This is a genomic window from Pseudomonas sp. SWRI81, assembly GCF_014268545.1.
GTDB lineage: Bacteria > Pseudomonadota > Gammaproteobacteria > Pseudomonadales > Pseudomonadaceae > Aquipseudomonas > Aquipseudomonas hamedanensis.
In genome coordinates this window covers 12,119-37,652 of the sequence record NZ_JABWQS010000023.1, presented here as the reverse complement: position 1 = coordinate 37,652, position 25,534 = coordinate 12,119, and the positions used below count along the sequence as shown (strand labels likewise).

Here is a 25,534-nt window from a genome sequence, read left to right as displayed (position 1 = left end):
CCCTTTTTTGTGCCTGCGATTTGGCAATACGGCTCGGCTGTGAAACCAATCGCTTCGCTTGCGGGTCTGTTTCTTTAATCGGATCAATCGCCTATTCGCGACTAAGCTTCGTCTAAGCGTGTAAGCGTCGGGCTTGGCCTGGCATAAGGAAGTGGATGAACAAGTTGATTGTCGTTGCAGCGATATTGGCATTGGCGGGTTGCACGACCAGTGCAAAGACCCATGCCGTACGTGGTGTAAGCGGTATCGAGGTCGACTGCTCCGGGCTGGGTTCTGGCTGGGAGAAGTGCCATAAGCGCGCTGCGAAGGAGTGCAAGGGGGCGGGTTACAAGGTCGTCACGCGGTCAGACGATGCCAAGGATGAAGATGAATATCCTTTTGGGTTCAACCCGGCAGGTTACCTGACCCGGACCATGTTGGTGATCTGTCGTTAAGTGCGCGACTGCCACCCGGCATCGATTCGATGCCCTGAAAATGGGCGTTTTGACGCTGGCGAAGATATGTCAATCCCTGGGCTGTTCAAAATCTTCCGGGCATGCTAAAACCTTTCAAGCGCTGATCTAGCTGCTTGAAAAAGAAGGGAAAAATATGACGAAGTCGGAGTTGATCGAACGAATTGTCACCCATCAAGGGCTACTCTCATCCAAGGATGTGGAGCTGGCCATCAAGACCATGCTTGAACAAATGTCTCAGTGCCTCGCCACCGGTGATCGCATCGAGATCCGTGGATTTGGCAGCTTCTCCCTGCACTACCGCGCGCCACGTGTCGGCCGCAATCCAAAGACCGGCCAGTCGGTCAGTCTTGACGGCAAATTCGTTCCGCATTTCAAGCCGGGCAAGGAATTGCGTGATCGTGTGAATGAGGAAGAGGAGGAGGGCGCTTGATCTTCGCTACTCAAATTCAAGGGGGCGTGAATGCGTAACCTGAAACGCATATTGCTTGGCGTATTTCTTCTATTAATGGTTCTGGTTGTCCTGGCGTTCGTGCTGGAGAACCAGCAGTCGGTCGCGCTTTTGTTTCTGGGTTTTTCCGGGCCGCAGTTGCCAGTGTCACTGGTCGTGGTGTTGGCATTGCTTATCGGCATGTTGATCGGGCCGCTGCTGGGCTGGTTTCTGGGACGCTCCTCCAGAGCGGCGCGCAAGCGACTGGTCTGAAACCGACAGGTGCAGGACATCTGTCGAAATTGCGCCTCAGCCTGTCTTTATCCATTAGTAAAACCATCATTAAGCTGTAAAATGCGCCCCTTGTTCGATCGTGCCTTTATGCATGTCGATTCAGACTGACTCTGACAGATGCCAACGGCGAGTGGCTTCTGCATTCATGGATTAGGCCGCGCTCACTGGCAGCGCTGTCCGCAGCTCAAGGGTATCGTTTCGCGTGAAAATTCTAGTTACCGGCGGCGCCGGCTTTATTGGCTCGGCAGTCATCCGTCACATCATCTCCAACACTTCCGATGCTGTGGTTAACGTCGATAAACTGACTTACGCTGGCAATCTGGAATCCCTGGCGGAAGTCAGCCAGAGTTCGCGTTACGCCTTCGAGCGCGTCGATATCTGTGATCGTGATCAGATTGATCGCGTACTGCGTGAGCACCAGCCGGATGCAATCATGCACTTGGCCGCAGAGTCCCACGTCGATCGTTCGATCTCCGGCCCGTCCGAGTTCATCCAGACCAACATCATCGGTACCTACACGCTGCTCGAAGCTGCGCGCCATTACTGGGCAGCACTGGACGACACGCGTAAAGCCAACTTCCGCTTCCACCACATTTCGACCGATGAGGTTTACGGAGACCTCGAAGGTCCGGAAGACCTCTTCACCGAAACCACGCCTTATCAGCCGAGCTCGCCATACTCCGCCAGCAAAGCCAGTTCTGATCATCTTGTTCGAGCCTGGGCCCGCACCTATGGCCTGCCGACACTGGTGACCAACTGCTCGAACAACTACGGCCCATGCCACTTCCCTGAGAAGCTGATCCCGCTGATCATTCTCAATGCGCTGGAAGGCAAACCGCTGCCTGTATATGGCCAGGGTAATCAGGTTCGTGACTGGCTGTATGTCGAAGATCACGCCCGTGCGTTGTACAAAGTCGTCACCGAAGGCGTCATCGGTGAGACATACAACATCGGCGGTCATAACGAGAAACAAAACATCGAAGTGGTGCATACCCTGTGTGCGTTGCTCGATGAGTTGCGTCCTGATTCGGCTCACCGTCCGCATGCCAGTCTGATTACTTATGTTCAGGATCGCCCTGGGCATGACGTGCGTTATGCAATCGACGCGAGCAAGATCCAGCGTGAACTGGGCTGGACACCTGAAGAGACGTTTGAAACCGGCATTCGCAAAACTGTCGAGTGGTATCTGAATAACACTGAGTGGGTTGAGCACGTGAAGAGCGGTAGCTATCAGCAGTGGATTGATCAGAACTATTCGGATCGCTCGAACAACGCATGAAAATTTTACTTCTAGGCAAAAATGGCCAAGTGGGCTGGGAGCTGCAACGTGCTCTTTCGCCGCTTGGTGAATTGGTCGCTCTTGATCGTCATACAGTTGATGGTCTGAGCGGTGATCTGTCAGATCCTGAAGTCTTGCGTGCGACGATTCGGCAGGTAAGGCCCGACGTTATCGTTAATGCGGCTGCCTATACGGCGGTCGACAAAGCTGAGTCGGAAACCGAGTTGGCGGATCGCGTAAACGGCCTTGCAAGTGGCGTTATGGCAGAAGAAGCCGAAGCGCTGGGCGCCTGGCTGGTCCACTATTCGACGGATTACGTCTTCAGCGGCCAGGGCGTCACGCCATGGCAGGAGACGGATGCTGTTGCACCGGTGAACCATTACGGCTCCAGCAAGCTCGCCGGCGAGCAGGCAATTATCGCGTCGGGTTGCAAGCATCTTATCTTCCGTACGAGTTGGGTTTATGGTGCTCGCGGCAACAACTTCGCAAAGACTATGCTGCGGTTGGCGAAGGATCGCGAGACGTTGAGCGTGATTGCGGATCAGATCGGAGCACCGACCGGGGCTGATCTGATTGCCGACGTTACAGCGCTGACCATCCAACAAATTACCAGGCGTCCCGAGTTGGCCGGCATCTATCACTTGGCTGCTGCGGGCGAAGTGTCCTGGCATGGATATGCCAGTCATGTGATTGCCTTCGCAAAAAGCCAAGGCGAGGAATTGGCTGTGACGACGGTCAATCCGATCGAAACAACTGCCTATCCAACGCCTGCACGCCGACCTCTGAACTCGCGCTTGAACACTCAGAAGCTGCGCGACAATTTTTCTCTACACTTGCCGGATTGGCAAAGTGGTGTAACCCGAATGCTTAGGGAAGTTCTGAACAAATGACCACGACAAATCGTAAAGGCATCATCCTCGCCGGTGGATCGGGCACTCGTCTGCATCCATTGACTCTTGGTGTGTCGAAACAGATGTTGCCGATTTACGACAAGCCGATGATCTTTTATCCGCTGTCGGTTCTGATGCTGGCAGGTATGCGTGAGATTCTGATCATCTCAACGCCCGAAGATTTGCCGTGCTTTCGCAAATTGCTCGGTGATGGAAGTCTGTATGGCATCACGCTGACCTATGCGGAGCAGCCAAGTCCTGATGGGCTGGCGCAAGCCTTCATCATTGGTGAAGAATTCATTGGTGATGATCCTTGCTGCCTGATTTTGGGTGACAATATTTTTCACGGTCAGCATTTCTCCGACAACTTGCGCTCTGCCTGCTCTCAGCAGTCGGGGGCGACGGTGTTCGGATACCATGTTTCTGATCCTGAGCGCTTTGGTGTGGTGGAGTTCGATGCAAACGGCCGTGCGCTGAGTATCGAAGAGAAACCGCCCAAGCCGAAGTCCAGCTATGCCGTCACGGGCTTGTACTTCTATGACAATAAGGTTGTCGAGATTGCCAAGGGAATCAAGCCTTCTGCGCGCGGCGAACTTGAAATTACAGACATAAATCGGGCCTATCTGAATGACGGCTCCTTGAGCGTCGAGCTGCTTGGTCGCGGTTTCGCATGGCTGGATACCGGGACTCACGAATCGCTTCTCGAGGCCAGCCACTTTGTCCACACGATAGAACATCGGCAAGGCTTCAAAGTGGCCTGCCTGGAAGAAATTGCCTTCAACAACGGCTGGATTGATGTGGCGCAGCTGGGGCAACAAGCAGAACGCTTGAAAAAAACAGGGTATGGGCAATACCTGCAGCGACTGGTGGAAACGGGTCAAATCTGATCTCGGCCAAGATAATTCGGTGAGCCCTTCTTTTGGGTAATGCAAGGCTGATATAGCGGTGGTACCCATTAAAGTTGCGATTTTGCTTGCCGCCTATAACGGCATGGCATGGCTCGAAGAACAGATTGCTTCGATTCTTTGCCAGCACGGAGTGGAGCTCAGTCTTTATATCAGTATCGACCCCTCAACGGATGGTACTGAAGCCTGGTGCGCAGACCTTGCAGCCCGGCATGACTGTGTGACGGTGCTGCCTACTGAGGAGCGGTATGGCGGCGCCGCGCGGAACTTCTATCGGCTGGTTCGTGATGTCGATGTGGAGGCGTTCGATTTCATTGCATTCTCCGATCAGGACGATATCTGGTTGCCTGAAAAGTTAAAGCGTGCCGCTGACGTTCTTGCTACTGGCGAATATTGCGCGTATTCAAGCAACGTCACGGCTTTTTGGGAGGATGGGCGGTCTGTTCTTCTAAATAAGGCTCAGCCCCAGGTCGCATGGGATCATTTATTTGAGGCGGCAGGTCCGGGTTGTACTTACGTACTCAGTCGTGCATTGGCTAGGCATTTGAAACAGTCGATGCTGATCAACTGGCCTATGCTGCAAAACGTAACCCTGCACGACTGGTTCTGTTACGCCTTTGCGCGCAGTCACGGATATCGTTGGTTTATTGATCCTGTGCCTACCATGTGGTATCGCCAGCACGAGAACAATCAAGTGGGCGCCAATACCGGAATTGCCACGCTGATGGTGCGATACAAAAAAATCCACGATGGCTGGTGGTTCAACCAGGTGCGATTGATCGTACGATTGATGGGCTTGGATTCGGATCCGTTTGTTCGGCGATGGTCGAAGCTGGGTCGCTGGGACTTACTCAAGCTGTCCCTAAGTGCTGCGAGTTGTCGGCGCCGTCGGCGAGATAAAGTACTGTTTTTTGTTACGTGTTGGCTGACGGCGCTGGCCGGAGGGGTGCGTAAATGACCTCTCGACGGGTTCTGGTCACGGGCGCTAACGGTTTTGTCGGTAGGGCTGTCGTTCTTCGCTTGTTGCGCGATCAGGTCTTGATGCCAGTCGCCGCTGTTAGAAGTGCGTCTTGTTTGTCGGGTTTGTGTCCGACAGTGATATTCGATCTCTCCAGTGCGAAAGAACTGCCTGAACTCGAAGCCATTGACGTGGTGATTCATGCGGCCGCGCGCGTGCATGTCATGAAGGAGTCGTCTCCGGATGCGCTGGCGGCGTTCAGAAAAGTAAATGTAGATGGCACGGTGAGGCTCGCGAGAAAAGCGGCGCAATCCGGTGTCAGGCGCTTTATTTTTATCAGTTCGATAAAGGTGAATGGCGAGATAACGCTCCCGGGACGTCCATTCAGGGCTGACGATGTGCCGGCGCCGCAGGATCCTTACGGCGTTTCCAAGCTGGAGGCAGAGCAAGCTTTGAGGTCTATTGGCCGCGAAACGGGGATGGAGATTGTCATCGTCAGGCCTCCTCTTGTATACGGTCCGGGGGTAAGGGCCAATTTTCAACGGGTGATGAGCTTGCTGACGAGGCGTTTACCCTTGCCAATGGGTTCAATCGACAATCGGCGCAGTCTGGTGGGTATCAATAATCTTGTCGATCTGATTGTGACCTGTATTGATCGCGATGCTGCCAGGAATCAAACTTTTCTAGTCAGCGATGATAAGGATTTGTCCACAAGTGAGTTATTGCGTTGCCTGCAGGCAACAATAGGCAGAAAGGCATTATTGCTGCCCTTTCCTGAGCTACTGCTCACCGCGGCATTAAGACTTTTTGGTATGGGCTCGGTCTCGCAGCGGTTGTGTGGTTCATTGCAGGTTGATATCTCGCAGACCAAGAAAACCCTCGATTGGACTGCACCTTATTCTCCAGAAAAAGAGTTACAAAAAACTGCGTTAAAGTTCCTTGAGTCTACCAATGATTAGTTGCGGGTTTAGACGTTTGGATGTTTCGGTTGGATGCCTGTTGCCCCTATGTTTGCAGATAATTACGGGGCTGTATCTTTTTTGTGCTCTGATGTATAATGGTCGGTATTTTAAAATCGATTTTATGAAGTCGGTGTGGCAGGTTTGATTGAGCATTGATTCGAAATATTTTGTTTGTGGAGCACCTTGCCAGGATTACTTAAGGGATTGACGTGGTGACAGGGATGGAGAGGTGTTCGGTGGAGGTTGTCATGAGTTCGTATCGAGTTTGCGCATGCTTAACTAACCAATCGCTTTTCTCTAATCAATAAGATGGAATTGAAATGAAGTTAGGTGAAGTGAATTTTTTCGCAGCGTGCGTTAAGGATGTGGCGATATATTCTGGACGTTGCAGGCCAGTCATCGTTGAGGTGGGTAATGGTCGGTCAAGCCAAGTTGTAAGTGATGCAGATAATTTCATGGGTGATGCAGAGGTTCGCTGTTAATGGAAAAGTTTTCGATTTCGCCTCTGCATATGGTCAATAGTTTCTGGAAAAACCGCGGACTTATCAAAGCCTTGGTGAAGCGTGAAATTGTTGGGCGTTATCGCGGTTCCGTTATGGGGATTCTTTGGTCGTTTCTGATCCCTATATTCATGCTTAGCGTCTACACACTCGTGTTCAGCGTTATCTTCAAGGCGCGCTGGGGGGCGGGGAGCGACTCAAAAGTCGAGTTTGCGCTTGTGCTCTTTGCGGGGCTGTTGGTATATAACTTTTTTGCCGAGTGCATAAATAAATCCCCGATGTTGATTACCAGCAATATTAATTATGTGAAAAAGGTCATCTTTCCACTTGAAATTCTTCCGTGGGTTAGCATGGGAGCTGCTTTGTTTCATGCATTGATCAGCTTGAGCGTATGGATCGCTGCTTATGCTTTGCTCTTCGGTGTGCCGCATTTGACGGTGTTCCTAATACCGTTGGTATTTCTGCCGCTTATATTGTTTGTGATGGGCTTCTCCTGGCTGCTTGCGGCGTCTGGAGTTTTTCTGCGTGACATATCGCAACTCATTGGCATTCTGACAACGACGTTGATGTTTTTGTCTCCGATCTTTTATCCGGCGACGGCTATTCCCGAAGAATTTCGCAGTCTGCTTTTCATGAACCCTTTGACGCCAGTGATTGAATTGGCGCGAGGCGTATTATTTTTTGGGCAGAGTATTGACTGGACGCTCTACTCGCTCTGCATGGCGGTTTCCATCGTTGTCTGCTGGCTGGGTTTCGCCTGGTTCCAAAAAACAAGAAAGGGGTTTGCTGATGTCCTCTGATATCTCGATCAAAGTTGAGAACCTGAGCAAGTGTTATCACATCTACGACAAGCCCAGCGACCGACTGCTTCAAATGCTGTCCCCGGTCAGGAAACAATACTATAAAGAATTCTGGGCGCTCCGCGATCTATCGTTTGAGGTCAAACGCGGAGAGTCCATCGGGATCCTTGGTCGCAATGGCTCGGGTAAATCGACGCTTCTGCAAATGATCTGCGGCACGCTGAATCCGACTACGGGCAGTGTCCAGACATTTGGCCGAATCGCGGCGCTGCTCGAACTCGGCTCTGGATTCAACCCGGACTTTACCGGGCGTGAGAATATTTTTTTGAACGGCACGATCCTTGGCCTTACTCAAAAAGAAATCGAAGATCGTTTTGACGCTATCGCTGCTTTCGCAGACATCGGTGATCACCTTAATCAGCCGGTTAAAACTTATTCGAGCGGGATGCTGGTTCGTTTGGCATTTGCGGTACAGGTCCAGGTGACACCGGATATTCTGATTGTCGATGAGGCGTTAGCGGTTGGCGATGCACTATTCCAGAAGCGCTGCTTCCAGCAAATTGAGAAGCTGATTTCGGATGGCACCACGCTTCTCTTTGTTTCTCACGATCAAGAAAGCGTACGAACCCTGACTCACCGCGCTTTGCTTCTTCACAAAGGGGTGAGGAAGATGTGGGGAAAATCATCTGATGTGGTTCTTGAATATCGTCGGATGCTTCATGAAGATGAACGCCAAAGCTTTCTTGAATATGGCGCGAAATTAACAGCGAACGCTGCGGCCGCCGCGAGCACAGTGAAAGAGCCGAAGGCGAAAGGGATCGAGCTTTCGCAGACACACAACAAAGTCAAATCGTTTGGCGATCTCGAAGCCGAGATACTGGGTGTGAAGATACTTGACTCCAAAGGCGTTGAGGTCTCGCATTTCTATATCGGCGAGCGCATGACGATCAAGGTGTTTTTGCGAGCAAACGTTGACCTCAATAATGTTAACGTAGCATTTCGCATACGAAACAAGGAAGGTGTCAAAATCACTTCGTGGGGGACGTTGAATCATGATATGCGGGCGTCCCTGAAGAACTCTGATCAGTCGGAAATCATCTGGTTGAAGAACTTCAGTGCCGGTGCAGAGTTTGCGGTTGAATTTGATGCGGCTTGCACCCTTGGAGCGAATCTTTACGAAGTACAGGCAACCGTGACTCGTGAGCATGATATGTACTACGGATCGCAGCAAATACTGCACTGGATGGATGAGGCCGCGTTCTTTACCGTTGCAATTAAACAGCAGGAATACGTTGTTGGCGGAGTTTGTGATTTAGGTTTTGAGCAGAAACTTATAGAGCATTCAATATGAAAGTTGCGATTTTCAACGATACCAGCAGCTACCACCATATAGGTTGCCTCGCCGTTTCGGATGCTCATGACCGGATGCTTTCCGAAGCGGGCGCCACTGTTGAGTTTCGGCACTTCGTCAATGAGTTCCACGACCTTTGGCAGGGTGATGAAAAGACCACGCATGAGTTTATTGCCAATAGTTTGTTGGCGGCAGAAATTGCTTCAGTAGATGCAGTTGTGGTCAATGGCGAAGGCACTATCCATCATGGATCAGGTCTCCATCTGCTTGCCATTCTCGCTTATGCTCAGCTATTGGGTAAGCGCACCATTCTGGTGAATGCGGTCTTGCAAGATGTGCCTGTCTATCTTGACGTCTTGACAAAGCTTGATGACTTGACGGTCCGAGAGGTTAACTCGTTCAGATATCTGGCCAGTCTGGGGATAGACGCGCGACTCGTACCTGATTCTATTATTGGGGCTCGGTTTAATCCTGGTGTTGATGAAGCCTATCGCGACAAAGTAATAATCACTGACTGTCATCTGTCCCGTGAAGACGTAAAGCGGGAGTTGGAAACAGCCTCTGAAGCGTTTGCGGCGGAATGTGTTTATTTTCCTCTGGAATACGAAAATAGCGTAAACGACTGGCGAGATACATTGCGGAAGTTTCGCGCGGCAAAGCTTGTCATTACCGGTCGTCATCATGCCGTTTATCTGGCATTGCTTTCGGGCACTCCGTTTGTTGCCCTGCCTTCGAACACCTGGAAGATCGAAGGAACGCTGGAACAGTTGGGCGGAATGTTCGCCATGTGGAAGGAGGGAGACATCGTTGACATGGCGCATGCAGCCATAGCGACCCCTGAGTTATTTAAGCCTGTTTTTACCCATGACTTGATCGTCAAACCGCTGAGTACGTTCGTCAAGCTGCGTGATAGCGGTGTACCCAAGTCTATGCTGGACATCGAAGTGTATAAGGATTTGGCGATGAAATACTTCTCGCCATTATCTGATGTATTGATTTTGGGCTCTAATGCGAGTCTGTGCTTATTTCAAAACTACTCTATTGCACGGAACTTCATTTTCAGTGAAGTTCCGTTATCGATATTGGTTGAGCGCACAATAGATGCGACTGCTCTACAGGGCGTTATCCCCGCGTTGGATCGGGACGTGGACTCAATCGTTTGTGTCGATGCGGTGGTTGACTCGGCGGGCTTTGCGCTGCTGGCGGCTCTGGCCGAGAAAAAATTGCGGCCTGGTGGCCGTCTTTTGGTTCGGTGTTCGAACGCTGAGCACGCAGTCGGTATTTTTACCGCTGACGAGACTTCATCACTTGAGTCCAAGGGACTGCTTTTTGAAAAAAGTCTGAACGTCGGCCCGCTGCGGAAACAGCATGCAAAGCCTGAATGGATTGTTACTTTTTTCAGAAGTCCGCTCGTAAAGTATGCCGCTCCGTATGAAGAGCGGAACCTGCCACAGTTTAACGGCAATACGCACCTGGTTGATTTTGCCCAGTACTACGAGAACCCCTGGATTGTCCATTCCGTCGTGGAAATTCCGTGGAGGATCAAGAATCCAGAGCAATTGTTCAAGTTGTCTGAACAAATACTTCTGAATTCGAGCGGGGCTAGTGCGGACTACGGGGCAGCATTGGCAGTTCTCGGGTGGAGATACTTTGAAGGCGATTCGGCTGCAGAGTTGTCGAGTTGGGGAGAGGCGGTTGAAACTTATCTGAAGAATGAATATTCGGATAATCCACACGTCCGCAGATGGTGTGTTTCGTTAAATTATCTCAAGGCCCGCTTTTGTCATCGTGCTTCCAGGCAGCAGTGTGCGCTGCAATATTACAAGCGTGTCGTTGACAGCGAGATATTCAGTATCACGCCCACGCTTGGAACAAAGCAGGTCAGTGCGGCGTATCAAGCCGGCATGATTTACTGGAGTGCTAATGAATATGAGGCCGCTATCAACATGTGGAAACAGGGAGTCAAGCTTGCGTTTGACTGTCTGAGCGCTGACATGTTGGAGTTTGTCGGAAACGTTGATCAGCCGTTCATGTTCTCCCTGAATGACTCCGTGGAGATCATTGATGGCGCAGTACAGTGCGCCTCGGCATTAAACATCGCATCGAAAAAATCAGTGACTTCGGAGTGTTTTGTTCTCTCAGCGTTGGGCGAAGTTTCTCGAAATGCATTGCGCAGTGCGTTCAATCGAGTGTCAGCTGAGTTACAAGAGTGTAGCGCTGAAAGAAGCGCTCTCCATGCTCGTCTTAACGAAACGCTGGCCGCAAAAGAGTACGCTGAGAGTCTGGCGTTCGTGCGCCTGGATGAAATAAATGCGCTTTGTTCGCAGAATCAGGAAATTCAGGAACAACTCCAACGAACGGAAGCTGCCAAGGCGTACGCCGAGTCGCTGGCTATTTCTCGATTGGATGAGCTGGACGCACTGCAAAAAAGCAATGCGAGTCAAAGTGAACTGGTTGACCTCCACAACGTATATGGAATGTTAAAGGCCAGGCTTCAGGTTACAGAAGAGGCCAAAGCTTACGCGGAAGAGCTGGCCATATCTCGCTTGGCTGACCTTGAGGCTTTACGAGAGAACAAGCAGGCTCAAAACGAGCTGGCCGAGCTTTACAAAGAATACGAAATGTTAAAGGAAAGGCTTCAACTTACAGAGCGTGCCAAAGATTATGCAGAAGAACTGGCAATTTCTCGTCTGGCTGAGCTCGATGCTATTAAAAAAAGTGAAGGGAATTGATAGTGGAAAAGCTACATTGGTCCGTTGATTCGTTAGTACTTCGGAACCAGACTTATTTTGGATTTGGCTGGGCTTTTCATGAAGAGAAGGTGATCGTAGGGATTAAGCTGGCGGTCAAGGCCAAGAGTGGCTCTTTTCAAGCAATTCCGGCGACCTATGGAAACCCGAGGGAAGACGTTGCCTCCCATTTTTCGGGAAGGCAGAATTCGTTGCATTCAGGTTTCGTAATGTATGGAAGTTGTAAGGTAGACGCCGAAAATGGCGATGGCTTAGTTCTTCTCATCGAGTTTGACGATGGGGGCGTTGTCGATTTTCCCGTAGCCGTATCGTCTCTGATTTCCTTAGAGAAATCTGCTACCAATGCTTTGCCGTTGGCGAAACAATTCTGGGCTTTTTTCAAGCGTGGCTTTTCGCTCATCAAGCAATTGAAGTTTAAATTATTGATCGAGAAAATCCAGCGATATACTCGGAATCGCCCGTCAGGATCGTTAAATGATGTGTCGCAGGCGCGAAATCAGCTCGGTGTGACAACGGGGCAATCTTCGGTCTTGATTATTGATCATGATCTGGGCGGAGGCGCCAATCATTATCGTGAGCGCCTGGTTGCAGAAAAGATTGAAGAGGGCAAAGTTGTATACATCTTCAGCTTTCATATTGCCACCTTGTCGTATGTGCTTATAGTCAGGAAGGGCGCCTCAAGCGAGACGTTGTCGATTCCGGGTTACGAATTTCTGATTGATCTATGCAAGTCGTTGGAGATTCAGGAAATCGTTTACAATACGGGTGTTTCTTTTGCTCGGTCGGAAGAGGTGCCACAACTGATTATCGAGCTGAAGAAATCCCTGAACGCCAGATTGTTGGTGCTGGTCCACGATTTTTTCATGGTGTGTCCTTCGCACTTTTTAATCGACGACACTGATAAGTATTGCGGTATTCCTGACCTCGACAAGTGCCAGTCATGTCTGTTGAACAACCATAATGGGTTCACCTCGTTGTTCAGCGCTCGTGATATGCGGCAGTGGCGGGCCCTGTGGGGGACGGTACTCAGTGTCGCAGACGAGATTCGTACCTTCTCCAACAATACGTTGGAACTGCTGTGCAAGGCGTATCCCTCTATTGATTTGTCGCGTGCCGTGGTCAAGCCGCATGTCGTCCAATACATCGATCTAGGGGCAGTGAAGCCTTCGCAGACCGCCGAGCTCCGGGTCGGCGTGGTGGGCCAGGTCGGACTCCACAAGGGGGCGCAGATTGTCCAGCGGTTGTCCGAAGAAATTATCCGCCAGCAGCTGGGCATCAAGATTGTCATCATCGGCTCGATCGAGACGCAGTGTGATGCGTCGGTGGTTTCGCAGACCGGACATTACAAGCATGATGATCTGGCGAAATTGATCGAAGCGTCTGGCGTGAATGTCATGCTGTTCCCTTCCATCTGGCCTGAGACGTTCTCATATGTCGTGCAAGAGTTGATGGAAATGAAATTGCCTATAGCCAGTTTTGATCTGGGGGCTCCAGCAGAACGTCTTGCCAGCTATCAAAAAGGGCTCATACTCAAGGACTTTGACGTGCCGTCAGTTCTGACTGAGCTGGTAATGTTTCATAAAAGAATTTATTCGGTTTAGGAGTATTGGAAATGACTCAAGTGCACGTTTTCACCAGCGCGGCATTCAATTACATTCCCAAAGTGAGGATGTTGTTCAACTCGCTGCGTGAACACCATCCAGAGTGGCGTCTGCATTTGGCTCTGGCGGACGAGCTGCGCGACAATATCGACCTGAGCAGCGAGCCCTTCGATGAGGTCATTCCGCTCAGTGAATTGAATATTCCGCACTGGAAGGCTTGGGCTTTCTGTCACACCATCGTTGAGCTGGCCACCGCTATCAAGCCGTTTACCCTGTCGCGCTTGCTTGCGTTGCCTGACACTGCCAAAGTTATCTATCTGGATCCGGATACCGTCGCCTTCTCCCGTCTGGATGATATCGTCGCGGCACTCGATGAATCCAACGTCGTGTTGACTCCGCATCAGATTACGCCTGAATCCAGTCTGGCAGCGGTGATGGACAACGAAATCTGCAGCCTGAAGCACGGTGTCTACAATCTGGGCTTTGCCGCTGTTGCTGCAACGGATACAGGCAAGGCTTTCGCGAACTGGTGGGGTGAGCGTATTTATCACTTCTGCCGTGCCGACATTCCGAACGGTCTGTTTACTGATCAGAAGTGGATCGATCTGGTACCCGCGTTGTTCGAAGGCGTAGCCATCATGCGTACTCCTCGACATAACGTCGCGCCATGGAATTTGACCACCCGCGAAATTACCATTGATGACAATGGGACTTACCTGGTGAATGGCGAGCCGTTGGGTTTTTATCATTTCACCGGTTTTGACAGCGGTGCACACCGCGTCATGGCTGCGAAGAACGGCGGGACCAACTCGGCGGTCAGCCAACTGGTTAACTGGTACGACGATGAGACCCAGAAGTTGGCGGAAGACCCGCTTGCCAAGGAAGTCTGGGCGTACGGTCAGTATTCTGATGGGACTCCGATCAGCAAGGGTGCGCGTGCTGTTTATCGGGAGCGTATCGACCTGCAACGCGCTTTCCCGGAACCGTTTGATGCCACGGGTTACAAGGCTTGGTGGGAAACCCAGGGCAAGGTCGAGTACCCGCAGTTCCATGACAAGAAGCAGGAAGCCGCGGCATTGCTCGAATTTTCGAGAGTATTGACTCCAGGTTTCCGCGGCGGCATGGAAACGATGGACTGGTCGCGATTGGGTGGTTTGCTCAAGCAGTCCATCATGAGCCCGAAGACGGGCGGCATCATGGCCAAGAAGGGCTGGGAAGTACTGCGTAACCAAGGTCTTCGCGGCTTGAAGAACAAGCTGCTGGGCTAACACGTTTATTCGGCCGGTCCGTCTTGCGGGCCGGTCGATTTTTTATTTGTCCTTTGCTCTGACGCAGTATGAATTCAGACGCTGGGATGGTTCGATTCACACTGGCTTGATATTGCGATTATGACTACGGAAATTTTACAACAGCGTCGATCTTTGCATTTTCCCTTGATCGATTTGCTACGGGGATTTGCCGCTCTATCTGTAGTGATCTATCACATTATCGAACACTTCTCATGGAAGTCGTTTCCAGCCGAAGGCATTTTGAGCTGGTTTCGAATAGGCTGGATGGGAGTCGACCTTTTTTTTGTGATCTCGGGTCTCGTGATCGGCCTGGCGGCGTTTTCTGGGATTGATAAGTCAGGCCCGCAAGGGTTCCGGATGGATTTTATCCGCCGTCGTATCGCCCGGATCGTGCCGCTTCATTACCTGACCATGCTGGTTTTCGTCGCTTTTATTATGCCTGAGCTCCTGTTTCAGGGGTTCTGGAGCAATCTGCTTACGCATTTGTTGTTCTTGCATAACCTGTTTCCCGCTTTTCACGGCGCTATAAACGGTAGTAACTGGTCGTTGGGCACCGAGATGCAGTTTTATGCGCTGATGGTAGTAGTGTCGCCTTGGCTGTATGTCGCTCGGATCTGGAAAGTACTCTTCGCGTTTCTGATGGTGGCTTGGGCATGGCGGCTGGGGACGGTTTGGCTCATCCAGCCCGATGCACTGGGGCCGTTCAAGATGTTTTTGGTGTCGACGCAGTTGCCGGGAATGCTTGACGAGTTCGCCATCGGAATTGTGATGGCAAAGTTGTTCCGCAGCGACTTGGGCCATCGGATTTTTGACTACTGTCAAAAGCTTCCCGTGGCTCTGTGTGTATGCGCTGTCGCTGCAGCGGTATTTTATTTGATGCTGTCTATATATTGGAGATACGCCAGCTTCTGGGACATCCCGGTCATGGTTGTGCTGTTCCGGACATTTATTGCAGTTTCTTTTGGCTTGGTCATATTCGCGGCTTGTATTATCACGCCGAGCGTTCACGTGAAACGCTTGCTGTGGCCGCTTACTTACCTCGGTGAGATTTCCTTTGGTATTTACCTCTGGCACCTTCCGGTACTGCTTTCGCTCAAACGCCTGAACTGGTTGAGTTTCGAGCAAGTCGTCGTATTGGCCTTGGTGCTGACCATCACGCTGGCTTCAGTCTCCTGGCACTTCTTTGAGCGTCCCCTGATGCAGAAGTATGCTCGTTCAAGCAAGAAACTTTCGGTCGTAGAGTCCGTTCCACAAGTAGAAAAGGCCGCGGTGTAAGGGTGCGCGAGCACTTATGCCCTGGACCTGTCGAAGTGGCCGTTTTTGCGAAACATGAAGCTTCACGTCCAAGGACTTATCAGAGCAACGGGTTGTGATGGAATATTATTTTTTGTGGGTGCCATTGATTGGGGGCTTGTCCTTTGCGCTGACCCTGTTCTTGCGTCGTTATGCGCTGCACCAGAAACTCATGGACGTGCCCAACTCGCGTAGCTCTCATACAGTACCCACCCCACGCGGCGGCGGCGTGGCGTTTGTATTGACCTATCTTGCATCCTTGTCATGGGCGTGGTGGTTTTCAGAGGTCGATACTGCGACGCTTTTGAGCAGCGCTGGAGCGGGGGCGCTTGTTGCGGTCATTGGCTTTATAGATGATCACCGGCATATTGCCGCACGTTGGCGGCTGGTCGGACACTTCGGTGCCGCTATCTTGGTCATCGCGCCGCTTGCCCCGTTCCCGACAGTTTCCATTATGGGGGTCGCGCTGGATGTAGGGATCATGGGGCTGATGCTGTCAGCCGTATATCTGGTCTGGATGCTCAATCTGTATAACTTCATGGACGGGATTGACGGCATTGCTGCGGTCGAGGCGGTGACGACCTGTCTGGGTATGGTGTTTCTATACAGCCTCTCGCAGCATTTGGAATTGATTCTCGCACCGGTGCTACTCGCCACATGTGTTGGCGGATTTCTGTTTTTGAATTTCCCCCCCGCGAAGATATTCATGGGCGATGCTGGCAGTGGCTTCCTCGGAGTCGTGTTGGCAGGGTTTTCGCTTCAAGCTGCATTTAAAGAACCGGAACTGATCTGGCCGTGGCTGATCTTGATGGGGGTGTTTATTGTCGATGCGACATTCACGCTCTTGCGACGTTTACTGCGGGGCGACAAGGTATACGAAGCTCATCGCTCCCACGCTTATCAGTTTGCCTCTCGTCAGGTGGGCAGACATCTGCCCGTCACGCTGTGTGTGGGGTTGATTAACGTTTTCTGGTTACTGCCCATTGCGTTTTGTGTCATGCGCCTGGATTTCCCGGGGCTGGCGGGTGTTTTGCTGGCCTATGTTCCGCTGGTGATGATCGCTATCAAGTACCGCGCTGGCGCACTGGAAGGCTCCATCCAAGCACCATGACAATGACGCATCCGGCTGATGGGTGATGTATTCTTCAGGGATAGCACATGGGGTGTGGATCCAGTACGTAGGTGGATGAGAACGAAAGCATTATGGATAAATTTCGGGCTTTGTTACTTGGTTTACCTCGCCGAAAGAAAAGGCTGATTCAGGTAGCCTCGGATGTCGTACTTGTTTGGCTGGCGCTGTGGTTGGCCTTTATTGTGCGCCTGGGTGTCGAAGATATGTACAACCCGATCAGGGTACATTTCTGGCTGTTCCTTGCAGCGCCTTTGATCGCAATCCCCCTTTTTGTGCGTTTTGGCATGTACCGGGCGGTCATGCGCTATTTTGGTAACGATGCCTTGATAGCGATCGTCAAGGCCGTGAGCCTTTCGTCTCTCATTCTGGCTCTCGTGGTGTTCTGGTACAGCAATCACGAAGCCGTGGTTCCTCGTTCGATCATTTTCAACTACTGGTGGTTAAGCCTCGTCATCATTGGTGGTTTGCGCCTGTTCATGCGCCAGTATTTCATGGGCGACTGGTTCACTGCCGCTCAGCATGTGCCATTTACCAATCGCGATGACGGGCTTACCAAGGTTGCGATTTACGGTGCCGGTGTCGCCGGCAACCAGTTGGTCGCTGCGCTGCGGATGGGGCGAGTCATGCGTCCCGTGGCCTTTATCGATGACGATGCAGGTATCGCCGAGCGCTCCATATCCGGTCTACAGGTCTACAAACCAAAGCATATCCAGCAGATGATCGACGTGACAGGTGCACAGGAGATACTCCTCGCGCTGCCGTCCTCGACCCGTGCCCGGCGCCGCGAAATCCTCAATATGCTCGAAGGTTTCCCGCTCCATGTGCGTAGCGTGCCCAACTTTACGGATCTGGCCAGTGGCCGGGTGAAGGTTGAGGACATCCAGGAGGTCGACATCGCCGACTTGCTCGGGCGCGACGCAGTACCGGCTCAGCCTGATCTGCTTGAGCGTTGCATCAAGGGCAAAACGGTCATGGTCACCGGGGCGGGGGGCTCGATCGGCGCCGAGTTATGCCGGCAGATATTTTCTCTTGGGCCTACCGCGCTTGTGCTGTTCGAGCATAGCGAATTCAATCTTTACAGTATTCTTGCCGAACTCGAGCCACGCTGTGCCCGCGAATCTATCTCTGTGCGTTTACTTCCGATCCTGGGTTCAATACGTGACCAGGACAAGCTGCTCGATGTGATGAAAACCTGGAAAGTTGATACGGTTTATCATGCCGCTGCGTATAAACACGTACCGATGGTGGAACACAATATCGCGGAAGGCATCCTGAATAACGTCATCGGCACGCTCAATACTGCTCAGGCGGCGCTGCAGTCTGGCGTATCGAACTTCGTGCTGATTTCAACCGACAAGGCAGTTCGTCCAACCAACGTCATGGGGAGTACCAAGCGCCTGGCAGAGCTTTCTCTTCAAGCGCTGAGTCGCGAAGTAGCTCCAGTGCTGTTTGGTGACAAGGCCAATATTTCCCGCGTCAATAAAACCCGCTTCACCATGGTTCGTTTCGGCAATGTGCTGGGTTCTTCCGGCTCGGTCATCCCTCTGTTCCATAGCCAGATCAAATCCGGTGGTCCGCTGACGGTGACCCATCCGAAAATCACCCGTTACTTCATGACCATCCCTGAAGCTGCGCAATTGGTCATCCAGGCCGGCTCCATGGGACAGGGTGGGGATGTCTTCGTCCTTGACATGGGCGAGCCGGTAAAAATTGTTGAGTTGGCAGAGAAGATGATCCACCTCTCTGGCTTGAGCATCCGTTCCGAGCGCAACCCGCAAGGGGATATTTCCATTGAATTTACGGGTCTGCGGCCAGGCGAAAAACTCTACGAGGAATTGCTGATCGGGGACAACGTGTCGGCGACACAACATCCGATGATTATGTCCGCCAAGGAAGATCATCTACCTTGGGACCTGTTGAAAGCCAAACTGAGCGAACTGCTCAAAGCCGTCGAAGCCGACGACTACACCCGCGTCCGCCAGCTCCTGCGCGAAACCGTCTCCGGCTACACCCCCGACGGCGAGATCGTTGACTGGATTCACCAGCAGCGCCGTCTCGAACCCTGATTGTTTCACATCCTGTAACGCTCGCATTTTTGACTTCCCCCCACCATGACCTACGTTTGGAGAGCAGCTTCGGAAAAGCTGCTTTCTCAAAACGATGATGGAGCGTCACTTATGCGTACCGGTTACTTCTATTCGCTGATCTTTGCTTTCCTCACCAGCGCCTCGATTGCTGCGATTGCTGCCCCTGTAGCGCCTTCAGAGACAACCAAGGCACCTTTGCTGATGGATGCTGCGGCGCCCTCGCCGAGCGCGAAGGTCGATCTCAACGGCGCGGATGCGGCGACATTGCAGAAGGAGTTGGCGGGTGTAGGAGAGGCCAAGGCGCAGGCGATTGTTGCGTATCGTGATATAAACGGACCGTTCGCATCGGTGGATGAGTTGCTGGAAGTGAAGGGGATTGGCAAGGCGATTCTGGATCGCAACCGTGAAAAGCTGGAAGTGAACTAAGCTGACAGTTCAACGCCGAGAGGCCGGTCATTGACCGGCCTTTTTTATTGAACGCTGATCGCCCGGACGTCTCAAAGCTGAGAATTATGGGTGTCATATTGTTATGGGATTATGCCTATAATAAAGTCCGGGCGGGATTGGCTCAGCACTTGGAGTGACGCCGAAGCGGCTGCGCCAGAGTGTCTGATCACGATTGCGTCGCTGCCCGTCGCTGATGAATGGCGGCTTTGCAGCGCAACCTCAGATGTCGAATATATGAATTGATAAGGGGGCACCACGATATGAACCAACGTCGAGTCGTCGTCACGGGCATGGGCCTGGTTTCACCCTTGGGCAGTGATGTAGAAATCGTCTGGCAGCGTCTGCTCGCCGGGCGCTCCGGGTTGCGTAATCTGCCCGATGCAGTGGTGGCTGACCTGGCGACCCGGGTAGGCGGTAGTGTGCCAACGGTGGAGGAAGATGCCGAGGCCGGTTTCGATCCGGATCGGGCGACGCCGCCCAAAGAACAGAAGAAGATGGATCGCTTCATCATGTTCGCCATGGAAGCGGCGCGGCAGGCGCTGGAACAGGCCGGCTGGCAACCCGCGGACACCGAAAGCCAGGAGCGTACCGCGACAATCATCGGCTCGGGCGTCGGCGGCTTCGGTGCGATTGCCGATGCGGTGCGTACCACCGACAGCCGTGGTCCTCGGCGTTTGTCGCCGTTCACCATTCCATCGTTTCTGGTCAATCTCGCCGCCGGCCACGTGTCGATCCAGCATGGCCTCAAGGGACCGCTGGGCGCACCGGTTACCGCATGTGCCGCCGGTGTTCAGGCAATCGGCGATGCGGCGCGATTGATCAGGGCGGGGGAGGCGGACATCGCAGTCTGTGGCGGTGCGGAAGCTGCGATCGATCGCGTCAGTCTCGCCGGTTTCGCGGCGGCACGGGCGTTGTCCAGCGGCTACAACGATACCCCTGAAAAAGCCTCGCGTCCCTTCGACAGCGGGCGCGATGGTTTCGTGATGGGCGAAGGCGCCGGCCTGCTGGTCATCGAGTCGCTGGAGCATGCGCTGGCGCGTGGTGCGACGCCGTTGGCCGAACTGGTCGGTTACGGCACCACGGCCGATGCCTACCACCTGACCGCCGGGCCGGAAGATGGCGGTGGCGCGCGTCGGGCCATGCAACTGGCGCTGGCTCAGGGTGGGGTGACACCGGAGCAGGTGCAGCATCTCAACGCCCACGCGACCTCGACGCCGGTCGGTGACCTGGGCGAGTTGGCGGCGATCAAGGTGTTGTTTGGCACGCAGAACAAGATCGCCGTAACGTCGACCAAATCCGCCACCGGTCATTTGCTTGGCGCTGCCGGCGGGCTGGAGGCGATTTTCACGTTGCTGGCTATCCGTGACCAGAGGGTGCCGCCGACGCTCAACTTCGAAAACCCGGACCCTGCGAGTGCAGGGGTCGACATCGTTCATGGCGAAGCTCGGGCGATGCCGATCGAATATGCCTTGTCCAACGGCTTCGGTTTTGGCGGGGTCAATGCCAGCGTGCTGTTCAAGCGCTGGGAAGGTTAATCGGTCGATTGCTTGAGATGATTGCGGGTGACGTCGAGGATGCGCTGGCCGAAATCGGCATCTGCGACACTGCGTGATAGCAGCAGTGCGCCCGCGAGCGTCGCCATGATGACAATGCTGCGGTCAGCGCTATTCTCGCCTGCGAGCGTCCCTTGAATCTGCTCCAGGCGAGCGTTGAGAACCTCATCGCTGGTGGGGCTTGGCTGGCCGCGCAGGCCCAGCTCCGATGAGATGGTCAGCAGCGGACAGCCTTCGTGGGGCGAAGTCTGATGCCACTGCGACAGGTAGGTGTCGATGAACACCTGCAACGGGTTTTCCTGAGCGAAAATTTCCTCGCAGAGACCCGCGACTTGCTCGCCGGCCTCTTGCAGCGCTTTTTCCACCAGTTCTTCCTTAGATTTGAAGTGCGAGTAGAAACCGCCATGGGTCAGCCCGAGTGCTTTCATCAGCGGTTGCAGCCCGGTCGCGCCGATACCGTCCTTACGAAAGCGCGCCGAGGCTTCCTTGATGATGCGCTGATGGGTCTGGGCTTTGTGATCTGGCGAGTAACGCATGTGAAGCTCTCCGCGACGATGCTGCCATCTTAACCACGGAAGGTTAAATGGTGACTGTACTTCTAAAATCTAAAAAGCCTGCTGTTAAGTCCGATTGCGCCGGGAAAACAAACCCCGCCGTTGCGGCGGGGTTGGTATCAGCGGTCCTGTGCGTCCTTGGCATCCGCTTCGGCATTGCGCTGCGCAACGCGCTTGCGTTCTTCATCGGTCAGTTCGACCTTGTTGGCGGTGTCGCGCAACATCATCAGTCCGCCAACAATCGAGCCGATCGCAACGGCCAGAATCAACCAGGCATACCAGGGCATAACGGCTCTCCTTAATGGCAGCTCGACGGGCGAGGACTTCGCCGCGCGATGCTGCATACCACGTTTGAGCGAAACGACTTCGCAGTGGTTCCATTCTAGGCCGCTTATGCCCGGCACACCCGAACGGCGTTAAAGACCGGTCAACATCGCATCCGCCGGCGCAGCGGCACGCAGTTGTCCGGTCAGCATGAAGTAAGCAAACCCGACCGCCATAAACCCAAGGAAAATCAAACCGATCAACGTGTTGAACCACGCCATCGCCACCAGGCAAACCACCGCCAGCACCAGCGCGATCAGCGGAACCAGCGGATAGCACGGCGCGCGGAAAGTACGCTCCAGGTTCGGTTCGGATTTACGCAGTTTGAACAGGCTGAGCATACTCATGATGTACATGACGATCGCGCCGAACACGGCCATGGTGATCATCGCTGCGGTCAGCGTCATACCGCCCAGGTTGATCAGGCCGTCACTGTAAATAGCCGCGATGCCGATGATGCCACCAACGATAATCGCGCGATGGGGCGTCTGGAAGCGCGAGAGTCTTGCCAGCGAGGCGGGCAAGTAACCGGCGCGGGCCAGGGCGAAGAATTGCCGTGAATATCCAAGAATGATGCCGTGGAAACTCGCCACCAGGCCGAACAGGCCGATCCACACCAGCATGTGCAGCCACCCGGAGTTGTCGCCGACCACGGTTTTCATCGCTTGCGGCAGTGGGTCGTTGATGTTCGCCAAGGTGCGCCAGTCACCGACACCTCCGGCGAAGAACATCACGCCCATCGCCAGCACGACCAGCGTAAGAATGCCGCTGATATAGGCCTTAGGAATCGTGCGCTTCGGATCCTTGGCTTCTTCGGCGGCCATCGCGGCACCTTCGATGGCGAGGAAGAACCAGATCGCGAAGGGGATTGCCGCAAACATCCCGGCAATCGCTGGTGCGCCGAAGACGTCGGAACCGGCCCAGCCATTCAGGGCGAAGTTGCTGAAGCTGAACGCCGGCGCGACCACACCCATGAACACCAGCAGTTCAGCCACCGCCAGCACGCAGACGATCAGCTCGAACGTCGCCGCCAGTTTCACCCCGAGAATGTTCAGGCCCATGAAGACGATATAAGCACCCACCGCGGCGTGCTTCGGATCGAGTGCCGGAAACTGCACATTGAGGTAAGCGCCAATCGCCAAGGCAATCGCGGGTGGCGCGAAAACGAATTCGATCAGCGTCGCCAGCCCGGCAATCAATCCGCCTTTTTCACCAAAGGCGCGGCGACTGTAGGCAAAAGGCCCGCCCGCATGGGGAATTGCGGTGGTCAGTTCGGTGAAGCTGAAGATGAAGCAGGTGTACATGGTCGCGACCATGAACGAAGTCACCAGGAAACCCAGCGTACCGGCGACGCCCCAGCCGTAACTCCAGCCGAAATATTCCCCGGAAATCACCAGCCCCACGGCAATGCCCCACAGGTGCAACGTGCCCAGCGTGGGTTTGAGTTGTGTGTTCATGCGATTGCTCCCGCAACGGTTGGAAAGCTCGGGAGAGGACGTGTGCAGTGGGCGTGCCATTGCGCTGAAACAAGTCGTAATGAGTTCGAAGCTGTCGCTGCGGAGATGTTCGCAGCTGGATGAGCTTTTTTTGTGCGCCAGTTGGGAGCAGCGGAGTCTGTTATGCCGCCTTCGCGGGCAAGCCCGCTCCCACAGGTTTCTGCGTCGTCCGCTGAATTTGATTCCAGCGCATAACCTGTGGGAGTCGGGCTTGCCCGCGATGAGGCCCGACCTGACGCTGCAAAAACCTGCTGTAACGCCCGCATAAACCCACTCTTTACGCTTTCTTTATGCCCGCTGCCTGCCTCGCTCTCGTTCCTTTACAGCCTCCTTCCCGACAATCCCTGCACACACGGCAATACGCCGTAACACGGAGATCTTCCATGAGCGTTCTGGACGGGGTGTCACTGCTGCTGGCAGTGGGGCTGTTCATTTATCTGTTGGTTGCGCTGTTGCGCGCGGATCGGAGCTAGGAGCGGCTATGCACAGTTATGACTATTGGCTGATCCTCGGGTTTTTTGCGCTGGTCCTGCTGCCGGCGCCGTTCCTCGGGCGTTTCTACTACAAAGTGATGGAAGGCCAGCGCACTTGGCTGACGCCGGTTCTCGGTCCGGTCGAGCGCGGTTGCTATCGCCTCGCCGGGGTCGATCCGCAGAGTGAACAGAGCTGGCAGAAATACACCCTGGCACTGCTGGCGTTCAACCTCGCCGGGTTCCTGCTGCTGTTCGCGATTCTGCTGTTCCAGGATCACCTGCCGCTGAACCCGCAGAATCTGCCGGGCCAGGAATGGACGCAGGCGTTCAACACCGCGGTCAGTTTCATGACCAACACCAACTGGCAATCCTATAGCGGCGAAGCGACCCTCAGCTACCTCAGCCAGATGGTCGGCCTCACCGTGCAGAACTTCGTCAGCGCCGCCACCGGGCTGGCCGTGCTGGTCGCGTTGTGCCGTGGCATCGGACGCAAGTCGGCACACACCCTTGGCAACTTCTGGGTCGACATGACCCGCGCCACCCTCTACGGCTTGCTGCCGCTGTGCTTGCTGCTGGCGCTGTATCTGGTCTGGCAGGGCGTGCCGCAGACCTTCGCGCAGTATGTCAACGCGTTGACGATGCAGGGCGTTGACCAGGTGATTGCGCTCGGCCCCGCCGCCAGCCAGATTGCGATCAAGCAACTGGGCACCAACGGTGGCGGCTTTTTCGGCGTCAACTCGGCGCATCCGTTCGAGAACCCGACCGCGTGGAGCAACCTGTTCGAAGTCGCCTCGATCATTCTGATTCCGGTGGCGCTGGTGTTTACTTTCGGCCATTACGTCAAGGACCTGCGCCAGAGTCGCGCGATCATCGCCTGCATGCTGGCGTTGTTTTTGATCGGCGGCGCGACATCGCTGTGGGCTGAATATCAGCCGAATCCGATTCTGAACAACGCTGCCGTCGAACAGACCGCGCCGCTGGAAGGCAAGGAGTCGCGCTTCGGCACCACCGCCACGGTGTTGTGGTCGGTGACCACGACGGCGGCCTCGAACGGCTCGGTCAATGGCATGCACGACAGCCTTAACCCGCTGAGCGGCATGGTCGCTCTGGTCAACATGATGGTCGGCGAAGTGATCTTCGGCGGCGTCGGCGCGGGGCTCTACGGCATGTTGCTCAACGTGCTGATCGCGGTATTCCTCGCCGGTTTGATGATCGGCCGCACGCCGGAATACCTCGGCAAGAAACTCCAGGCCCGCGAAGTGCAATTGCTGGTGGTCACCTTGCTGGTGATGCCGGTCGGTGTGCTGGTGCTGGGCGCGATTGCCGCCACGGTTCCCAGTGCTGCGGCAACCATCAGCAACCCCGGCCCGCACGGTTTCAGCCAGTTGCTCTACGCCTACACCTCGGCCAGCGCCAACAACGGCTCGGCGTTCGGTGGCCTGAGCGCGAACACGCCGTTTCACAACCTGATGCTCGGTCTGGGCATGTTGATCGGCCGCTTCGGCTACATCCTGCCGGTGCTGGCACTGGCCGGCAGTCTGGCGATGAAGAAAAGCGCACCGGTCGGCCAGAACAGCTTTCCGACCCATGGCCCGCTGTTCGTGACCCTGTTGACTGTGACCATTTTGCTGGTGGGCGGCTTGACGTTCTTGCCGACGCTGGCGCTGGGTCCTATCGCCGAACATTTAAGTATGGGCTTCTAAGGAATCCATCC

General features: G+C 54.1%; 23 protein-coding genes. 20 read left to right on the top strand and 3 right to left on the bottom strand.

Annotated features, from left to right (window positions below):
- Nucleotides 1-155: 155 nt before the first annotated feature.
- The 18 genes from HU765_RS15825 (at nt 156) to fabF (ending at nt 20,955) form a co-directional block, all read left to right on the top strand.
- Nucleotides 156-434, top strand: coding sequence for a hypothetical protein (locus tag HU765_RS15825; RefSeq protein ID WP_186547042.1), 279 nt, complete (start codon nt 156-158; stop codon nt 432-434).
- 154 nt (nt 435-588) lie between these two features.
- Nucleotides 589-885, top strand: coding sequence for an integration host factor subunit beta (ihfB, locus tag HU765_RS15820; RefSeq protein ID WP_007950920.1), 297 nt, complete (start codon nt 589-591; stop codon nt 883-885).
- 30 nt (nt 886-915) lie between these two features.
- A complete protein-coding gene (locus HU765_RS15815; RefSeq protein ID WP_186547043.1) occupies nt 916-1,155 on the top strand; it encodes a lipopolysaccharide assembly protein LapA domain-containing protein in 240 nt (79 codons plus the stop codon).
- A 223-nt stretch (nt 1,156-1,378) separates the two neighbouring features.
- A complete protein-coding gene (gene rfbB / locus HU765_RS15810; RefSeq protein ID WP_186621610.1) occupies nt 1,379-2,455 on the top strand; it encodes a dTDP-glucose 4,6-dehydratase in 1,077 nt (358 codons plus the stop codon).
- Nucleotides 2,452-3,345 (top strand): dTDP-4-dehydrorhamnose reductase, encoded by an 894-nt coding sequence (gene rfbD, locus HU765_RS15805; RefSeq protein ID WP_186621609.1) that lies wholly within the window; start codon nt 2,452-2,454, stop codon nt 3,343-3,345. The genes rfbB and rfbD overlap by 4 nt, the downstream gene beginning before the upstream one ends.
- Nucleotides 3,342-4,232: a glucose-1-phosphate thymidylyltransferase RfbA gene (gene rfbA, locus HU765_RS15800; RefSeq protein ID WP_186621608.1), complete on the top strand. Its 891-nt coding sequence runs from the start codon at nt 3,342-3,344 to the stop codon at nt 4,230-4,232. Before rfbD ends, rfbA begins: the two co-directional genes overlap by 4 nt.
- A 52-nt stretch (nt 4,233-4,284) precedes the next feature.
- Complete coding sequence (locus HU765_RS15795; RefSeq protein WP_186621652.1) at nt 4,285-5,208, top strand: glycosyltransferase; 924 nt, start codon at nt 4,285-4,287, stop codon at nt 5,206-5,208.
- Complete coding sequence (locus HU765_RS15790; protein WP_186621606.1) at nt 5,205-6,167, top strand: SDR family oxidoreductase; 963 nt, start codon at nt 5,205-5,207, stop codon at nt 6,165-6,167. Before HU765_RS15795 ends, HU765_RS15790 begins: the two co-directional genes overlap by 4 nt.
- Nucleotides 6,168-6,651: 484 nt before the next feature.
- Entirely contained in the window at nt 6,652-7,470 is an 819-nt protein-coding gene (locus HU765_RS15785) for an ABC transporter permease (protein ID WP_186621605.1), read from the top strand.
- Nucleotides 7,460-8,821, top strand: a complete 1,362-nt coding sequence (locus HU765_RS15780; RefSeq protein WP_186621604.1) for an ABC transporter ATP-binding protein — start codon at nt 7,460-7,462, stop codon at nt 8,819-8,821. The genes HU765_RS15785 and HU765_RS15780 overlap by 11 nt, the downstream gene beginning before the upstream one ends.
- The gene (locus HU765_RS15775; protein ID WP_186621603.1) at nt 8,818-11,553 is read left to right on the top strand and encodes a polysaccharide pyruvyl transferase family protein; all 2,736 of its coding nucleotides are present in this window, start codon (nt 8,818-8,820) and stop codon (nt 11,551-11,553) included. The genes HU765_RS15780 and HU765_RS15775 overlap by 4 nt, the downstream gene beginning before the upstream one ends.
- 2 nt (nt 11,554-11,555) lie before the next feature.
- Nucleotides 11,556-13,172 (top strand): glycosyltransferase, encoded by a 1,617-nt coding sequence (locus tag HU765_RS27105; RefSeq protein ID WP_186621602.1) that lies wholly within the window; start codon nt 11,556-11,558, stop codon nt 13,170-13,172.
- Between the two features lie 11 nt (nt 13,173-13,183).
- Nucleotides 13,184-14,440: a glycosyl transferase gene (locus HU765_RS15765; protein WP_186621601.1), complete on the top strand. Its 1,257-nt coding sequence runs from the start codon at nt 13,184-13,186 to the stop codon at nt 14,438-14,440.
- 120 nt (nt 14,441-14,560) lie between these two features.
- Entirely contained in the window at nt 14,561-15,736 is a 1,176-nt protein-coding gene (locus HU765_RS15760) for an acyltransferase (RefSeq protein ID WP_186621599.1), read from the top strand.
- 97 nt (nt 15,737-15,833) lie between these two features.
- On the top strand, nt 15,834-16,865 hold the full coding sequence (locus tag HU765_RS15755; protein ID WP_186621597.1) for a glycosyltransferase family 4 protein: 1,032 nt from the start codon (nt 15,834-15,836) through the stop codon (nt 16,863-16,865).
- A gap of 89 nt (nt 16,866-16,954) precedes the next feature.
- Nucleotides 16,955-18,952 carry a polysaccharide biosynthesis protein gene (locus tag HU765_RS15750; protein WP_186621651.1) on the top strand — a complete coding sequence of 666 codons (1,998 nt, stop codon included), beginning with the start codon at nt 16,955-16,957 and terminating at the stop codon, nt 18,950-18,952.
- 111 nt (nt 18,953-19,063) lie between these two features.
- Nucleotides 19,064-19,399: a ComEA family DNA-binding protein gene (locus HU765_RS15745; RefSeq protein WP_186621596.1), complete on the top strand. Its 336-nt coding sequence runs from the start codon at nt 19,064-19,066 to the stop codon at nt 19,397-19,399.
- A gap of 281 nt (nt 19,400-19,680) precedes the next feature.
- Nucleotides 19,681-20,955: a beta-ketoacyl-ACP synthase II gene (gene fabF / locus HU765_RS15740; protein ID WP_186621595.1), complete on the top strand. Its 1,275-nt coding sequence runs from the start codon at nt 19,681-19,683 to the stop codon at nt 20,953-20,955.
- On the opposite strand, the gene HU765_RS15735 is transcribed toward fabF, so the two are convergent.
- The 3 genes from HU765_RS15735 to eat all read right to left on the bottom strand — a co-directional run bounded on the left by HU765_RS15735 (nt 20,952) and on the right by eat (nt 23,308).
- Nucleotides 20,952-21,509, bottom strand: coding sequence for a TetR/AcrR family transcriptional regulator (locus HU765_RS15735; RefSeq protein WP_186621594.1), 558 nt, complete (start codon nt 21,507-21,509; stop codon nt 20,952-20,954). The genes fabF and HU765_RS15735 overlap by 4 nt on opposite strands.
- A gap of 137 nt (nt 21,510-21,646) precedes the next feature.
- Entirely contained in the window at nt 21,647-21,814 is a 168-nt protein-coding gene (locus HU765_RS15730) for a DUF2897 family protein (RefSeq protein WP_186547065.1), read from the bottom strand.
- Nucleotides 21,815-21,943: 129 nt separating this feature from the next.
- Nucleotides 21,944-23,308 (bottom strand): ethanolamine permease, encoded by a 1,365-nt coding sequence (gene eat, locus HU765_RS15725; protein WP_186621593.1) that lies wholly within the window; start codon nt 23,306-23,308, stop codon nt 21,944-21,946.
- A gap of 422 nt (nt 23,309-23,730) precedes the next feature.
- Between eat and kdpF the strand changes: the two genes are divergently transcribed.
- Nucleotides 23,731-23,820, top strand: coding sequence for a K(+)-transporting ATPase subunit F (gene kdpF / locus HU765_RS15720; RefSeq protein ID WP_032830911.1), 90 nt, complete (start codon nt 23,731-23,733; stop codon nt 23,818-23,820).
- An 8-nt stretch (nt 23,821-23,828) separates the two neighbouring features.
- A complete protein-coding gene (gene kdpA, locus HU765_RS15715) occupies nt 23,829-25,523 on the top strand; it encodes a potassium-transporting ATPase subunit KdpA (protein WP_186621592.1) in 1,695 nt (564 codons plus the stop codon).
- Nucleotides 25,524-25,534 lie beyond the last annotated feature (11 nt).

Coding starts and splice junctions, on each gene's coding strand:
- HU765_RS15780 (WP_186621604.1), top strand. CDS start 7,460: ATGTCCTCTGATATCTCGATCAAAGTTGAGAACCTGAGCAAGTGTTAT.
- HU765_RS15730 (WP_186547065.1), bottom strand. CDS start 21,814: ATGCCCTGGTATGCCTGGTTGATTCTGGCCGTTGCGATCGGCTCGATT.
- rfbD (WP_186621609.1), top strand. CDS start 2,452: ATGAAAATTTTACTTCTAGGCAAAAATGGCCAAGTGGGCTGGGAGCTG.
- HU765_RS15815 (WP_186547043.1), top strand. CDS start 916: ATGCGTAACCTGAAACGCATATTGCTTGGCGTATTTCTTCTATTAATG.
- HU765_RS15755 (WP_186621597.1), top strand. CDS start 15,834: ATGGAATATTATTTTTTGTGGGTGCCATTGATTGGGGGCTTGTCCTTT.
- HU765_RS15790 (WP_186621606.1), top strand. CDS start 5,205: ATGACCTCTCGACGGGTTCTGGTCACGGGCGCTAACGGTTTTGTCGGT.
- HU765_RS15735 (WP_186621594.1), bottom strand. CDS start 21,509: ATGCGTTACTCGCCAGATCACAAAGCCCAGACCCATCAGCGCATCATC.
- kdpF (WP_032830911.1), top strand. CDS start 23,731: ATGAGCGTTCTGGACGGGGTGTCACTGCTGCTGGCAGTGGGGCTGTTC.
- kdpA (WP_186621592.1), top strand. CDS start 23,829: ATGCACAGTTATGACTATTGGCTGATCCTCGGGTTTTTTGCGCTGGTC.
- fabF (WP_186621595.1), top strand. CDS start 19,681: ATGAACCAACGTCGAGTCGTCGTCACGGGCATGGGCCTGGTTTCACCC.
- HU765_RS15760 (WP_186621599.1), top strand. CDS start 14,561: ATGACTACGGAAATTTTACAACAGCGTCGATCTTTGCATTTTCCCTTG.
- HU765_RS15825 (WP_186547042.1), top strand. CDS start 156: ATGAACAAGTTGATTGTCGTTGCAGCGATATTGGCATTGGCGGGTTGC.
- HU765_RS15745 (WP_186621596.1), top strand. CDS start 19,064: ATGCGTACCGGTTACTTCTATTCGCTGATCTTTGCTTTCCTCACCAGC.
- HU765_RS15775 (WP_186621603.1), top strand. CDS start 8,818: ATGAAAGTTGCGATTTTCAACGATACCAGCAGCTACCACCATATAGGT.
- eat (WP_186621593.1), bottom strand. CDS start 23,308: ATGAACACACAACTCAAACCCACGCTGGGCACGTTGCACCTGTGGGGC.
- ihfB (WP_007950920.1), top strand. CDS start 589: ATGACGAAGTCGGAGTTGATCGAACGAATTGTCACCCATCAAGGGCTA.
- rfbA (WP_186621608.1), top strand. CDS start 3,342: ATGACCACGACAAATCGTAAAGGCATCATCCTCGCCGGTGGATCGGGC.
- HU765_RS15785 (WP_186621605.1), top strand. CDS start 6,652: ATGGAAAAGTTTTCGATTTCGCCTCTGCATATGGTCAATAGTTTCTGG.
- HU765_RS15765 (WP_186621601.1), top strand. CDS start 13,184: ATGACTCAAGTGCACGTTTTCACCAGCGCGGCATTCAATTACATTCCC.